This window comes from Streptomyces sp. TG1A-8 (assembly GCF_030499535.1).
In the GTDB taxonomy this organism is placed as follows: Bacteria; Actinomycetota; Actinomycetes; order Streptomycetales; family Streptomycetaceae; genus Streptomyces.
In genome coordinates this window covers 889,020-903,014 of record NZ_JASTLB010000001.1, presented here as the reverse complement: position 1 = coordinate 903,014, position 13,995 = coordinate 889,020, and the positions used below count along the sequence as shown (strand labels likewise).

At 74.7% G+C, this 13,995-nt stretch carries 9 protein-coding genes; 1 reads left to right on the top strand and 8 read right to left on the bottom strand.

Going from position 1 to position 13,995, the window contains the following annotated elements; genetic code table 11:
• Positions 1-17: 17 nt before the first annotated feature.
• From QQY24_RS03495 to QQY24_RS03465, 7 genes are all read right to left on the bottom strand, one after another.
• Positions 18-1,031 (bottom strand): iron-containing redox enzyme family protein, encoded by a 1,014-nt coding sequence (locus QQY24_RS03495; RefSeq protein WP_301971188.1) that lies wholly within the window; start codon positions 1,029-1,031, stop codon positions 18-20.
• A 115-nt stretch (positions 1,032-1,146) separates the two neighbouring features.
• Complete coding sequence (locus QQY24_RS03490) at positions 1,147-1,329, bottom strand: hypothetical protein (RefSeq protein ID WP_301971187.1); 183 nt, start codon at positions 1,327-1,329, stop codon at positions 1,147-1,149.
• 204 nt (positions 1,330-1,533) lie between these two features.
• A complete protein-coding gene (locus QQY24_RS03485) occupies positions 1,534-3,039 on the bottom strand; it encodes an MFS transporter (protein ID WP_301971186.1) in 1,506 nt (501 codons plus the stop codon).
• A gap of 222 nt (positions 3,040-3,261) precedes the next feature.
• Positions 3,262-6,078, bottom strand: coding sequence for an NHLP bacteriocin export ABC transporter permease/ATPase subunit (locus tag QQY24_RS03480; protein ID WP_301971185.1), 2,817 nt, complete (start codon positions 6,076-6,078; stop codon positions 3,262-3,264).
• Position 6,079: 1 nt separating this feature from the next.
• Entirely contained in the window at positions 6,080-8,302 is a 2,223-nt protein-coding gene (locus QQY24_RS03475; protein ID WP_301971184.1) for an NHLP family bacteriocin export ABC transporter peptidase/permease/ATPase subunit, read from the bottom strand.
• Positions 8,299-9,105 carry an HlyD family efflux transporter periplasmic adaptor subunit gene (locus QQY24_RS03470; protein ID WP_301971183.1) on the bottom strand — a complete coding sequence of 269 codons (807 nt, stop codon included), beginning with the start codon at positions 9,103-9,105 and terminating at the stop codon, positions 8,299-8,301. The genes QQY24_RS03475 and QQY24_RS03470 overlap by 4 nt, the downstream gene beginning before the upstream one ends.
• Positions 9,106-9,208: 103 nt before the next feature.
• Positions 9,209-9,424, bottom strand: coding sequence for a type A2 lantipeptide (locus QQY24_RS03465; RefSeq protein ID WP_301971182.1), 216 nt, complete (start codon positions 9,422-9,424; stop codon positions 9,209-9,211).
• 607 nt (positions 9,425-10,031) lie between these two features.
• Between QQY24_RS03465 and QQY24_RS03460 the strand changes: the two genes are divergently transcribed.
• The gene (locus QQY24_RS03460) at positions 10,032-11,315 is read left to right on the top strand and encodes a S1 family peptidase (RefSeq protein WP_301971181.1); all 1,284 of its coding nucleotides are present in this window, start codon (positions 10,032-10,034) and stop codon (positions 11,313-11,315) included.
• A gap of 107 nt (positions 11,316-11,422) precedes the next feature.
• Here QQY24_RS03460 and QQY24_RS03455 read toward each other — a convergent pair whose 3' ends face one another.
• Positions 11,423-13,579, bottom strand: a complete 2,157-nt coding sequence (locus tag QQY24_RS03455; protein WP_301971180.1) for a SpoIIE family protein phosphatase — start codon at positions 13,577-13,579, stop codon at positions 11,423-11,425.
• Between the last annotated feature and the right edge of the window lie 416 nt (positions 13,580-13,995).

Below are 13,995 nucleotides of genomic sequence, written 5' to 3'. Positions count from 1 at the left end.
CCCGAGTACCCCGGCGATCAGTATGTATGGGCCGTTTCGGGGACGAGCGGCACACGGAGCGACGACCGGCTCGCGCGCCACTCGCCGAGCAGCCGCCGCGCGAGCCGGTCCTCCAGGTACTCGGTCGCGTCGATCCCGAAGGCGACGTCCGCCGACAGCTCCGGTTCCTCGGCGAGCAGACCGGCGATCACCTCGTGCCGGACCACCTGCTCGTGCACCGCGTCGGCCTCCACGTGCTCGTCGTAGAAGAACTCCGCGGCCGGCCCCGCGCCGGTGCGGCGCATGGCCTCGGCCAGCCGGCGCGAGCCGGGGGACGAGGTGATCTCGACGTCCGCGAAGTGGCCCACGAGCGCGCCGCGCAGCGCCCGGTGCAGTCCGAACAGGGACATCAGGTTGACCACGGCGAGCATTTCGGCGCAGGCCGCGTCCAGGTACCGGCCGTAGGCGGTGTCCAGGCCCAGGTCCGTCATCAGGTCGGCGAACAGGCGCGCGTGCATCCGCTCGGCCCGGCCGCCGCCGAACTCGTCGAACTCCACCGCCGCCATGGCGGCCTTCGCCCGGCCCCACAGCCGGGGCAGCACCCAGGCGTGCGGGTCGGCCTCCTTCAGGTGGTACAGGGAGCGCTGGGCCGCGTACTCGCGCAGCTGCCACAGCTCGCCCTCGTCGCGCAGGAAGTGCGAGACGCCCGCACCCTCGACCGGCTCGGACAGGAGGCCGGCGAGCGCGTCGTCGAGGCTGTCGTGCCCGGGTGTGTCGGCGCGCAGAGCGGACAGGAAACGCCCCTCCAGCGCGGCGCGCACCCGCAGCAGCCCGGGGTCCCACTCGTGTTCCGGAGAAACCCCCGCGAAGCCGCGGTAGTGCAGCTCGTAGCACAGGTACAGGGCGAGCTGCAGGTCGTCGCCGTAGGGGTCGGCGTCCCCGGCCCCGTCGGGGCCGGGCAGCGGGCCGGTGCCGCGCAGGTACGCGGCGACGGCGGCGGACAGCGGTCCGCGCGCCGGGGGCAGCTCGGGTCCTCGCAGGTGGTGGTTCATGGACCTCTAGTACCCGCGCGCCCCGGAAACAGTGGTGGGCGCTCGTCCGCCGCGCTCCGCGGCGGACCGGTGGCGCCGGTGCGCGGCGCTCGCCCGGGCCAGCCGGCCGCGGCCGTCAGTTCCCCCGCGACTCCTCCTGCGCCCGGACGTTGGGGGTGATGGCGTCGGCGGCCTCGCCCCCGTCCCGCTCGTCGTCACCGTCGCCGTCGACGTTGCGCTTCTGGGCCTCCTCGGCCTCCTGGAGGACCTCCTCCAGGGCCGTCTCGGGCCGTTCCCGGTGGTCGTTCTCGCCGGACACGCCGTCTCCTTCCGTCGCTGGGGCCGTGATCCACAGCGGGTTACCCGCCCGCGCGTCCTCAAGCGTCCCCGCCGCGGGTACGACGGGAAGGGGCCGCCGTCTCCCTGCTGACGGCGGCCCCCGGGACCGGACGGCTCGGCTCGGCGGCCCCGCGGAACCGGCACGGTGATCACGCGCCGGCCGCGGCGGCTCCCGCCCGTGGCCTCACATGTGGACGACCGGTGCGGCCCCGGCGTCCTGCGTCGGCGCTCCGCGCCGGTGGAGCAGGAAGGCGATGACCGCGCCCGCGGCGAAGAAGCCGGCCGACCACCAGAAGGCGGTCGTGTAGCTCTCGATCGTCGCCCGGGCCCGGACGAGCCTGCTGGTGGCGTCGCGGCCGGCCAGGTAGTCGGTGGCGGCGCTCGCGGCCAGGGTGTTCAGCAGGGCGGTGCCGATCGAGCCGCCCACCTGCTGCATCGCATTGACGGTGGCGGAGGCGACGCCCGCGTCCTCGGCCGCGACCCCGCCGGTGGCCAGCTGCATGGCGGGCGGCATGACCAGGCCGAGGCCGACACCGGTCACGACGAGCTGCGGCAGCACCGCGCTGACGTAGTGCGAGCCGACGTCGATGCCGGTCAGCCAGGCCATGCCCACCGCGGCGATCGCGAAGCCCAGCGGGATGACCGCCTTCGGGCCGATCCGGGGCAGCAGGACGGTGGTGCCGAGCTGCGCGGTCACCATCAGCGCGCCGACCATCGGCAGGAAGGCCGCACCCGTCCTGGTGGGGCTGAAGCCGAGGTTGAGCTGGAGGTAGTAGGTCAGGAAGAGGAACACGCCGAACATGCCCGCGCCGGAGATGAGCACCGCGAGGAACGAGGCGGCGCGGTCGCGGTCGAGCAGGATGCGCAGCGGCAGCAGCGGGTGCGCCGCCCGGGTCTGCCACCAGGCGAAGGCCGTCAGCAGCAGACCGCCCGCGATCAGGAAGCCCCAGGTCAGCGGCGAGTCCCAGTCGTGCGTCTCGGCGTTGGAGAAGCCGTACACCACGGAGAACAGGCCGGCGGCGACCAGCACCGTGCCGGGCACGTCCAGCTTGGCGCCGGCCGCGTCGCGGTGGCTGCCCAGCAGCACCCAGCCGCCGGTGAAGGCGAGGACCGCGATGGCCACGTTGACGTACAGGGTCCAGCGCCAGTCGAACGCGTCGGTCAGCACACCGCCGAGCAGCAGGCCGACCGCGCCGCCGGCGCCGGCGATGGCGCCGTACACGCTGAAGGCGCGGGCCCGTTCCCTGGCGTCGGTGAACGTCGTGTTGAGCAGCGACAGCGCGGCGGGCGCGAGCAGCGCGCCGAAGGCGCCCTGCAGGGCACGCGCGGTGACCAGCATGGTGAAGCCGTTGGCGGCACCGCCGAGCGCGGAGGCCGCGGCGAAGCCGACGACGCCGGCGAGGAAGGCGGGCTTGCGGCCGAACAGGTCGGCTATGCGGCCGCCGAGCAGCAGCAGCGAGGCGAAGGCCAGCGCGTAGGCGGTGACGATCCACTGCCGGTTGCCGTCGGAGAAGCCGAGGTCGGCCTGGGCGGAGGGCAGGGCGATGTTCACGATCGTGGCGTCGAGGACCACCATCAGCTGGGCCGTGGCGATGACCGCGAGGACCCACCACCGCCTGGGCGGGGCTTCGGCGGGGGCCGTCTGCAGGGTTCCCGCGGGGGAGCCGTCGGCCAGGGTCTTGTGGGGCATGGGGGAACCACTCCAGGGAAGTCGTTCGCTGATCGCGTGCAAAGAGCGCGTAAACGAAACCGTTTCGTACACATCGAGCCTAGAGCACTCCTAGCGAAACGGCAAAGTTTCGCTCACGGGGCGGCCCGGCCCGGGGGAGCGCGCAGTCGGCGGTCGTGGACGCACCGGCGGTGACCGGCCCCGGCCCGCCAGGGGCCGGGGCCGGTCACCGGCGGGGTGGGCCTACGCGAGCTGCCGGCGCACCAGCTCGTGCAGCCGGCCGCCGGTGTCGGCGAGCAGGTCGGCGGGCGGGCCCTGCTGGACGATCCTGCCGTCCTCCATGACGACGACCCGGTCCGCGTCGAGCACCGTCGACAGGCGGTGGGCGATCACGACGCGGGTGGCGTTGAGCTTGCGGGTGCTCTCGATGACCGTGCGCTGGGTCTCGTTGTCCAGGGCGCTGGTCGCCTCGTCGAGGAACAGGATGCGCGGGCGCCGGATCAGTGCCTGGGCGATCATCAGGCGCTGCCGCTGCCCGCCGGAGATCGCGCCGTTGCCGGCGACGATCGTGTGCAGGCCCATCGGCATCCGCCGGATGTCCTCGGCGAGTCCCGCCAGTTCGGCGGCGGCCATCGCCTCCTCGGGCGTGTACGGCTCCGAGCCGCAGATGACGTCCAGGACGGAACCGGTGAACGGCTGCGCGTGCTGGAGGACGACACCGCACTGGCGGCGCACCGCCGACCGGTCGAGGGCCGCCAGGTCCTGGCCGTCGTACAGGACGCTGCCCGAGACCGGCCTGTCGAAGCCGATGAGCAGCCTGAGCAGGGTGGACTTGCCGCAGCCGCTGGGGCCGACGATCGCCACGAACTCGCCGGGACGGACGGCGAAGGACACGTCGTCCAGCACCAGCGGGCCGTCGTCGGCGTACCGGAAGGACAGCCGGCGGGCCTCCACCGCGCCGGACAGCGGCCCCGGCCGGGTGCTCGCCGTGCGCACCTCGGGCGTGGCGTCCAGGACCGGCCTGATCTCCTCGAAGAGCGGCAGCGCGGCCACCGCGGAGACGAAGGCACCGGTGAGCTGGGTGACGGAGGTCAGCACCATCGTCACCGACGTGCTGAAGGTGAGGAACGCCGCCGCCGGCATCGCGCCCTTCGCCGGACCGGCCAGCAGCATGAACATCAGCAGGGTGCAGGCGGGCAGGTAGACCGCGCCCAGCACCGAGGTGAGGTTCCTGATGCGGCCCACCTTGCGCTGCAGCTCCCGGCTGCGCGCGAACTGCCGCGCCCAGGCCGCGTAGGCGTAGTTCTCCGCCGCCGCCACCCGCAGCTTGGGCAGGCCGCGCAGGGTCTGGAAGGCCTGGTTGTTCAGCTTGTTGCCGAGCACCACCAGGCGGCGCTGCCAGCGCACCTGCCACAGTCCGAGCCCGAGGAAGACGACACCGATGACGACGAGCATGCCGAGCGCCGCCGCGGCCATCGGCACGCTGTACCAGAACAGCAGGGCGAGGTTCACGGTGCCGACCGTCACCGACTGCACGACCACCGGGCCGACGCCCGCCAGCAGCCGCCGGATCGCGCTGATCCCCATGGCGGCACTCGCCAGTTCACCGGTCGAGCGTCCGGTGAAGAACCGGGCCGGCAGCCTGAGCAGCCGGTCCCAGACCGCCGGCTGCAGCGCCGCCTCGACACGGCCCTCCAGGCGCAGGACGGTCAGGTTCTCCAGCAGGGTGAACACGGCCGAGACGACCCCGCTGACCATGACCGCCAGGCACACCCGGGCGATCGGGCCCTCCTGGGCCCTCGGCACGTACTCGCCGAGCACCTTGCCCGTGGCGACGGGCACCAGCGCGCCGATGGCCACCGTCACCAGCCCGGCGAGCAGCAGGTTCAGCAGGTCGCCGCGCGTGCCGCGCAGACTGAACCGCAGCAGGCCGAGTGGTGTGGGCCGCCGCTCGGGCAGCGGCCGGTAGAACATCACCGCGCGCGGCTCGAACTCCGTCGCGTTCGCCTTCCCGACCGGGGTCTGGCGTCCCGTCACCGGGTGCACGGCCACGTAGCCGCCGCGCCGCCACAGCAGCGCGACCGGTGCCCCCGACAGCGCCCGGTGACCGACCAGCGGGCCCACGTTCTCCCGCCACCAGTGCCCGTCCAGGCGCACGGCCCGGGTCCGCACCCGGGACGCCAGGGCCACCCGCTCGACCGGGTCCAGCCGCTCGCTCCCGGCGCCGGCGCCCACGGGCTCGGCGAGGGTGATCCCGGCCGCCTCGGCCACCAGCCTGCAGGCGGCGTGGCCGGCGTCGGTGTCGGCGGCCGTCGGACGGCCCGCCGAGCGCTTGCCGATGGACGCCAGCAGGGTCCGGTCGGCCTGGGCGCGCACCGCCTCACCGGCCTCGATCCCGGCCGCCGTGCGCATCTCGTGGGCGCGTTCGAGCTGCTCGATCCACCGGTCCAGCACGGTCAGCAGCCGGTACTGCTGATCGACCATGCTCTGCCACAGCACGGGGTCCACCAGCAGGTCGGCGGCGGCCTCCGCGCCGTACAGGGAGCCGTACCGCACGCTGCCGGGCGGCACCTGCATCCAGAACACGTCGTCGTCGGCGGGCGCCGCGGCCCGCTCCTCGGCCGCCGGCGCCTGGAACAGGACGGACAGGCCGCGGCCCACGCCCAGGGCCAGGGCGTGTTCGAGCGGGTCCGGGGCCGGTGGGACGCACCGGGGACCGCCGTACCCGTCGGACGGCCACGCCGGGGCGGGCTCCGTCCGGTACAGCTCGCGCAGGGCGACGCGGCGCACCACGCAGTCGCGCACCGGACGCGCCACGAGGGTGTGCCGGGGGCCCGAGACCGGGCCGAGCAGCAGCGCGCCCGCCTCCAGCCGGCCCAGGGGGTGCCAGTGGCCCTGCTGGTCCGCGTCCACCGCGAACAGGTCCAGGGCACCGGCCGCGACCAGCCACAGCACCTGGGGACCGGCCAGGTCCAGCCGGCCGGGACCGGCGCAGTCGATCGGCGTGCCCAGCGAGCCGAGGGCGTCGAGGACGGGGTCGCCTCCGTGCACGGACGTCATCTCAGCGCTCCCTGACCAGCGCGGCGTACGCGCCGCCGCGCGCCACCAGTTCCTCGTGCCGCCCGCGCTCGACGACCGTGCCCTGCTGGAGCACGACGATCTCGTCGCTGTCGCGGACCGTGCTCAGCCGGTGCGCGATCACCACGCAGGCGCAGCCGCGCCGGCGCAGGTTGTCCATCACGACCAGCTCGGTCTCCGCGTCCAGCGCGCTGGTCACCTCGTCCAGCACCAGGACGCTGGGCCCGCGCACCAGCGCCCGCGCGATCTCCAGGCGCTGGCGCTGCCCGCCGGAGAAGTTGCGGCCGTCCTGCTCAACCCTGCTGTGGATGCCGCCGGGCCTGCGCATCACCACGTCGTACAGGGCCGCGTCCCGCAGCGCCTCCACCACGGCCTCGTCCGGGACCGAGGGGTCCCACAGGGCCACGTTGTCGCGGACCGAGCCCTCGAAGAGGAACACGTCCTGGTCCACGAAGGAGACGGAGGCCGCGAGCGCGCCGCGCGGGATGTCCTCCAGCCGGCGGCCGTCGATGCGGATCACCCCGTCCCACGGCGCGTACAGGCCCGAGATCAGCCGGGACACCGTCGACTTGCCGCTGCCCGAGCCGCCGACCAGCGCCACCTGCCGTCCCGGGCCGACGCTCAGGTCGAAGCCGGTCAGCAGCGGACGGTCCAGCGGGCTGTACCCGAAGCTGACGTTCTCCAGCTCGACGTGCCCGTGCAGCCGGCGCGTGGAGTCACCGGCACCGGGGCGGGCGTGCAGCGGATCGGCCCGGAAGTCCTCCACGTCCTTCAGCCGGGCCACGTCGGCCGCGAAGTCCTGGATGCGGCCCGCCACGCCGTTCAGCCGGGTCAGCGGCGCGGTGAAGCGCGTGACCAGCGCCTGGAACGCGACCAGCAGACCGACCGAGAGGTGCCCCTCGACCGCCCGCAGACCGCCGATCCACAGGATCAGCGCGCTGTTGAAGGTGGCGAGTGTCGGGGCGACCACGCCGAGCCACGCGCTCGGCACGCCGAGCCGCTGCTGTTCCTCCAGCGTGGTGGCGTGCTGCCCGGCCCACTTGCGGAAGTAGCCGTCCTCGCCGCCGGTCGCCTTCAGCGTCTCGATCAGCTGCAGGCCGGTGTACGCGGTGTTGGTGAGCCGCGCGGTGTCCGCGCGCAGTTTCGCCGTCCGGGCCGCCCGCAGCCGTACGACCAGCCGCATCGCCACCACGTTCAGCAGGGCCACGCCGATGCCGACGAACGTCAGCTGCGGGTCGTAGGTGTACAGCAGCACCGCGTACAGCACGACCACGACGGCGTCCACGCCCGCCGACGCGAGGTCGCGGGCCAGCGTCTCGGCGACCTGGTCGTTGGACTGCAGGCGCTGCACCAGGTCGGCCGGGGAGCGCTGGGCGAAGAACGTCACCGGCAGCCGCAGCAGGTGGCGCAGGAAACGGGCGCTGGACAGCGTGGAGGAGACGATCCGGCCGTGCAGCAGGTTGGCCTGCTGGAGCCAGGTCAGCACCAGCGTGAGCAGCACGCAGGCGGCCATCGAGGTGAACAGCACGCCCAGCAGGGAGGTCTGCCCGCCGATGAGGAACATGTCGATGTAGGTGCGGCTGAGCGCGGGCACGGCCGCACCGACCGCCACCAGCAGCAGGCTGGCCAGCACCGCCGCCGGCAGGGTGCCCGCGGTGCCGCGCAGCCGGGCCGGCACCGCGTCGAGCACGCCCGGCCTGCGGCCCCCCCGGGTGAAGTCCTCGCCGGGCTCCAGCACCAGGACGACCCCGGTGAAGCTGCCGTCGAACTCCTCCATGGGGACGAACCGGCGGCCCTTGGCGGGGTCGTTGACGTACACCCCGCGGCGGCCGAAGCGGCGGCCCATGCCGTCGAAGACGACGTAGTGGTTGAACTCCCAGAACAGGATGGCCGGTGCCCGCACCCCGGCGAGCGCGGCCAGGTCCATCTGCATGCCCTTGGCGGTCAGCCCGTAACCGCGGGCCGCCTTCAGCAGGTTGCCGGCCCGCGAGCCGTCCCGGGACACCCCGCAGGCGATGCGCAGTTCCTCCAGTGGGACGTGCCGGCCGTAGTGGCCGAGGACCATGGCGAGGGCGGCGGCGCCGCACTCGACGGCCTCCATCTGGAGCACGGTCGGGGTGCGGACGGTGCCGGTGCGGGGACGGGGGACCGGACGCCGGGACGGGGCGGCCCGCCTGCGGCCGCGGCCCTGCCGGACGGCGCTCACGGGAGCAGCCAGTCGACGGGACGCTGGTCGGCCAGCCGGATCGAGGCCTCGGCCAGGGTCATGGAGTCGAGCCGGTAGGGCGGTCCGCCGGCGGACGACCAGCGGTAACCGCTGCGCGTGGACGCCGACCTGTCCAGCGACACCAGGACGGCCACCGGGCGCCCGTTCCGGGTGAACTGCTCGCCGAGCTGGCCGTCACCGAGGAACGCGGAGATCGACTGGGCGGACTGCGCGCTGCGGTCCACCGCCTTCACGTGCCCGCGCAGCACGCCGTACCGCTGTGCCGGCACCGACGCCACGGTGAGGTCGACGGGGGCGTGCGCGGGGATGGCGGCGGCGTTCTCGGCGGGGACGTAGACCGTCGCGTACAGCGGGTCCGAGGCGTGGGCGACCTTCTCGACGGAGGCCACGGTGGTGCCGGTGCGCACGATCTGCCCGAGGGCGGCGGCGAGCGCGGTGACCCGTCCCGCGGCGACCGTCCGGACCACCGCGTCGCCCCGGTCCGTACGGACCCTGAGGACGGGGGCGTTCGCGGGCAGGCGCTCGCCCTGCCGGGCGAGGACGGCGGTCACCTGGCCGGTCACCGGGCTCTGCAGCGGGTAACTGCCCTGTGCGTGGGTGAGGACGGCCTGCGCGCCGACGGTGGAGGCGACCGAACCGGTCACCGCCCACACGGAGGCCGCCGCCATGACGACGACGGTGACGCCCAGCGCGAGCCGGCCCTGCGGGCGCGCCAGCCGCACCGGGAGGTCCAGTTCCTCCGGTGACTGCAGCTTGGCGAGGGCCTGTTGGCGGAACTGCACGGAACTTCCCTCACCCGAGGAGAGACGACGTCACGACGTGCCCGGGCACCCGGGTGTCCCGGAGCCGGGGCGGCTCCGGGACACGGGGGACACCGAGGTGCGGTCAGAGACCGGCGACCAGGTTGGTGACCGGCTGGACGCTCAGGCCGGTGGCACCCTCGACGGTGCCGACGGCCGTGTCCACCAGACCGGCGACCGGGACGACACCGTTCACGGCGCCGGTGACGGTGGCCAGGGCGTTCACGGACAGACCGCCGGAGACGTTGTCCAGCTCGGCGTCCGAGATCTCGGCGGTCTCGACCCGGGAGGTGGAGTTCATGGGGGGACTTCCCTTCGTACGGATGGTTCACATGGGGGGAGCGGCCCCCTCTGGGGTACAGACGGACGGCCGCGGCCGCGGGCGCCGGGCATCCGTGGGACGGAGACCCGCAGGACCCCCGCGGTGCGATGGATCAAAGCACGCACGCGGGCCGTGCTTCCACTCAACCAGGCCTCTCACCAGGGCACTTCTCCTTCGTGGGGGTCCTTCCGTGCAGGCGTCCGCACGACATGTCGGCCACTCCTTCACACGCCGCGCGGCATCGGCGGCCCCGTGTCCTTGCCCCCCGGGAGGTGAATCCGGCACTCCACGCCAAAGGTGTGCCGGGGGGCGCACGGATGTGCAGGACCGCTGACGGCGGTGACCCGCTTGGGTGCGCGCTGTGCAGATTTCCTGAAGCGGGGATTCCGGTACGTGTTCGGAACGGAAGGTCACCGCCCGCTCACCCGGTGCATCCGGAACAGGGGCCGGCCCGGCCCTCCGCCGGCGGGGGGCCGGGAAGCGGAATTGAACGCACCGGCCCGGCCCGCCGTACCCACAGCCGTCCAGGCGCCCCGGTCGACCGCCCGACAGCGGCAGGTCCCCGTCCCCCAGGAGGTCGAGAAGGTTGAGTCACAAGCGAATGCCCAGGCGGAAGGCCGCGCTGGCGGCCGGCGGTGTCGCGGCGCTCGGAGCCGCCGCCCTGCTGCTGCCCCACGCCAACGCCTCGCAGGACGGGGTCGCGGGCGCCACCGTCACCGCGAGGACGCTGCGGGCCGCGGACGCCTCGGACCTCGCCGCACGACTGCGGCGAACGCTCGGCGACACCCTCGCCGGCTCCTACTACGACGGTGGCGGACGGCGGTTGGTCGTCAACGTGGCCGGCGCGGACGAGGACACCGTCGCGCGGGTGAGGAGGACCGGCGCGGTCGTCCGCCGGGTCGACAACAGCGCCGCCGAACTCCGGTCCGCCGCCCGCACCCTGCGGACCCGGGCGACCATGGCGGGCACGGCCTGGGCCGTCGACCCGCGCACCGACCGGCTCGTGGTCACCGCCGACTCCACCGTCACCGGCGCCCGCTGGGACCGGCTGCGGTCGACCGTGCGCGGCCTCGGGCCCGGCACGGCGACCCTCAAGAAGTCCGCGGGCACCTTCAAGACCCTCGCCTCCGGCGGCGACGCCGTCTTCTCCCGGGTGCAGGGCGGCACCGTCCGCTGCTCCCTCGGTTTCAACGTCACCGCCGCCGACGGCGGTCCCGCCTTCCTGACGGCCGGTCACTGCGGAGTCGCCGCCAAGGAGTGGTCCGACTCCCAGGCCGGGCAGCCCGTCGCCACGGTCGACCGGGCCACCTTCCCCGGCGGGGGCGACTTCTCGCTCGTCAAGTACGACGACCCCGCCACCCGGGCGCCCGGCGAGGTCGACACCGGCGACGGCCGGACCGTGCCCATCACCCGGGCCGAGGACGCCACCGTCGGTGGGAGCGTGTTCCGGATGGGCTCCACCACCGGCCTGCACGACGGGCAGGTGACCGGCCTCGACGCCACCGTCAACTTCCAGAGCGAGACCGACCCCGGTGGCGTCGACACCGTCACCGGTCTGATCCGGACCGACGTCTGCGCCGAGCCGGGCGACAGCGGCGGCCCCCTGTTCACCGCGGACGGCGGCGCGGTCGGCCTGACCTCGGGCGGCAGCGGTGACTGCACCAGCGGCGGCGAGACCTTCTTCCAGCCGGTCACCACCGCCCTCCGGGCCACCGGCGCCACCCTCGGCGCCGGCGCGGGCGACACGGCCGGAGCGGACGACCCCACCGGCGCCAGGGACGACCGGGCGGGTGCCGGGGACGACCGGGCGGGCGGTGACCCCTACGGCACGGGGGCCGTCGGCGGGTCGTCCCTCACCGGGACCCGCTGAGCCGTCCGCACGGTCCGGCACCGGCCGGCCGCGAGCGGTCCGGCCCTCCGGCGGGAGGGCCGGACCGGGACCGCCGGAAAAGCGGGCGGGCGCGGCGGGCGTGGGCCTCAGGCGGGGTTCCGGACCCTCAGCAGCAGGACCGCCACGTCGTCGATCCGCTCCCCACCCGCCGCGCCGTGGCGGACGAGCGCGTCGGCCAGGTTCTCCAGCGGCTCCTCGCCCGCTTCGGAGAGGAGCCCACCCACCCCGACCAGGGCGTCCTCGATGTCGACGCCCGGCGACTCGACCAGGCCGTCCGTGTAGAGGGCGAGCACGGAACCGGGGGCCAGTGCCACCTCGGTCGTCGGGTACGAGGCCGCCGCGTCGATGCCCAGCAGCGGCCCCCCGGCCAGGTCGAGCACCCGCACCCGTCCGTCCGGGTGGCGCAGCAGCGGCGGCGGGTGCCCCGCGCGCGCCATCACGGCCCGCCCCCGCGCCGCGTCCAGCCGCAGGTACAGACAGCTGGCGAACAGCTCGCTGCCGAGGTCGATCAGCAGCCGGTTGGCGCTGCTCATCACCTCGTGGGGCGCCTGCCCCACCGTGGTGTAGGCCCGGACCCCGGTGCGGATCTGCCCCATCAGGGCCGCCGCCGTCACGTTGTGCCCCTGCACGTCCCCGATCACCGCCGCCGGCAGCGGCCGGGCCGGCACCAGGTCGTAGAAGTCGCCGCCGATCTCCATGCCGTGGGTGGCCGGCAGATAGCGGGCGGCCGCCTCGACGCCGGGCAGCGGCGCCAGCGAGTGCGGCAGCAGCGCCTCCTGCAGTCCGTGCGCGAGCCGGTGCTTGGCGTCGTACAGCTGGGCCCGCTCCAGCGCCTGCGCGATCAGCCCGCCGAGACTGGTCAGGACCACCCGCTCGTCGGCGGGGAAGACGCGGGGGGCGGCGTACGCCAGCACACACGTGCCGACCGGCCGCCCGGAGGAGATCAGTGGCAGGTAGGCCCAGGCGGCGAATCCGTCCGGGGCCGCGGGCCGGCCCGGATACAGCCGTTCCAGTTGCTCGCGCGAGTCGAGGAACGCCGGTACTCCGGTGGTCAGGACCTGGGTGCCCGGGGTGCGCTCGCCCAGCGGCAGGCCGTCCAGCCGCTCCACCACGCGCGGGTCCCGATACCCGCGGTGTCCCAGGACGTGCAGCCGCCCGCCCCGGGTGCCGAGGATCACCAGTGCCCGGCTGCCGACCGCCGGGGCGACCTCGTCGGCGACCAGCTGGACGACGTCCTGCACCCCCACGGCCTCGGTCAGCGCCCCGGCCAGGCTCAGCACCTGGGAGATGGTGACCAGCCGCGACGGCCCCGGGCCCGCCCGCGGTGCCGCGCGCGCCGTGTCCGCCACCGCCGTGTCCGCCACCGCCGGGGCCCGGCTGACGCGGATGCTCAGCCCGGTCGTGCTCGGATACAGCCGGAAGGACAGCGGGTCGCCCGGCCGACGCAGCGCCACGAACGACGTGGCCTGCTGGCTCAGCAGGGCGGCCCGGTAGCGGTCCTCGTACACCGGGTCGCGCAGCCACGGCACCGACACCCACGGCAGGGTGCCGAGCAGCTCCCGGGCGGGCCGGCCGAGCAGGTCGGCGGCGGCCGGGCTGACGAAGGAGACCCGCCCGAGCAGGTCGAGCGACACCAGCCCGTACGGCAGCCGGGCCACCATCCGGGCCGCCTCGAGCGACTCCAGCGTCCCCGACACCCCGGCCCAGGGCGTCGCGACCAGATCGGTCTCCGGACCGAGCCGCCGGTTCTCCCTGGCCACCAGCTCCAGGCGCTGCGCCAGCCGGCCGCAGGCCGCCGTCAGACGTTCGCGCTCCCCGTCGGACAGCTCCGGCGGGTGCCCGCCGGGCCAGGTGACGAAGACGGCGCCGTACACGGCCCGTCCCGTCGCCACCGGTACCGCGGCCAGTGCGAACGGGTAGGGCAGCACCACGGAGACGCGCGGGTAGCGGCGCGCCATCTCCTCCTCGCCGCCCACCCAGACCAGGCGCCGTTCGCGGACCGCGTCCGCGACCGGGATCGGCGCGCTCAGCCCGACCCGCTCCCAGGGCGCCGCGAACGCCCGGGGCATGCCCGCCATCACCACCATCTCCAGCACCGGCTCGTCGGGCCGGAGCAGGTACACCGCGCCCGTGTGGGCGTGCACCTGCTCCATCATCGCGGTCAGCGCGAGCGACAGCAGCGGCCGGCCGTCCGCCGTGTCGGCGGCACCCGGCGCCTGCCCGGGTCCTGGCCCGTCGGGCACGCCGACCACCTCCTCGTACGGCCGCGCGTCGCATCCCGGGTCAAGGCTCCCTCGCGGACGCGCCCCGCGCACGGCGAACCACCCGCCCGCGCGTCGTGCGGCCCGCCCGTGCCGCGCCCGGACCGGGACGAGCCAACCCACCCGCATACCCGGATCCGCTTCCTTCAAGCCCGCGTGATCGGGGCGCGAGCCGACATGGTTCATGTGCTCCTACGCGCCAGGATGGCTGATTTGCGACGCCCGGCGGCCGGGGGTGGCGGACGAGGGGGAACGATCCCGGTGCCCGGCGCCGACCAGACGACGTGTCGGCCGCACGGACCGCGTGCCGGCCGGTTCCCGTCGGTCGGCGATCGGCCCGCTGACCGGTACGTTGTGTTCCGGTTGTGTCCATGTGTCCTCGCTTGTCGTTGGCCGAA

Excerpts from the sequence above, each read along its gene's own strand:
- QQY24_RS03495 (WP_301971188.1), bottom strand. The coding sequence starts at position 1,031 with ATGAACCACCACCTGCGAGGACCCGAGCTGCCCCCGGCGCGCGGACCG.
- QQY24_RS03485 (WP_301971186.1), bottom strand. The coding sequence starts at position 3,039 with ATGCCCCACAAGACCCTGGCCGACGGCTCCCCCGCGGGAACCCTGCAG.
- QQY24_RS03480 (WP_301971185.1), bottom strand. The coding sequence starts at position 6,078 with ATGACGTCCGTGCACGGAGGCGACCCCGTCCTCGACGCCCTCGGCTCG.
- QQY24_RS03465 (WP_301971182.1), bottom strand. The coding sequence starts at position 9,424 with ATGAACTCCACCTCCCGGGTCGAGACCGCCGAGATCTCGGACGCCGAG.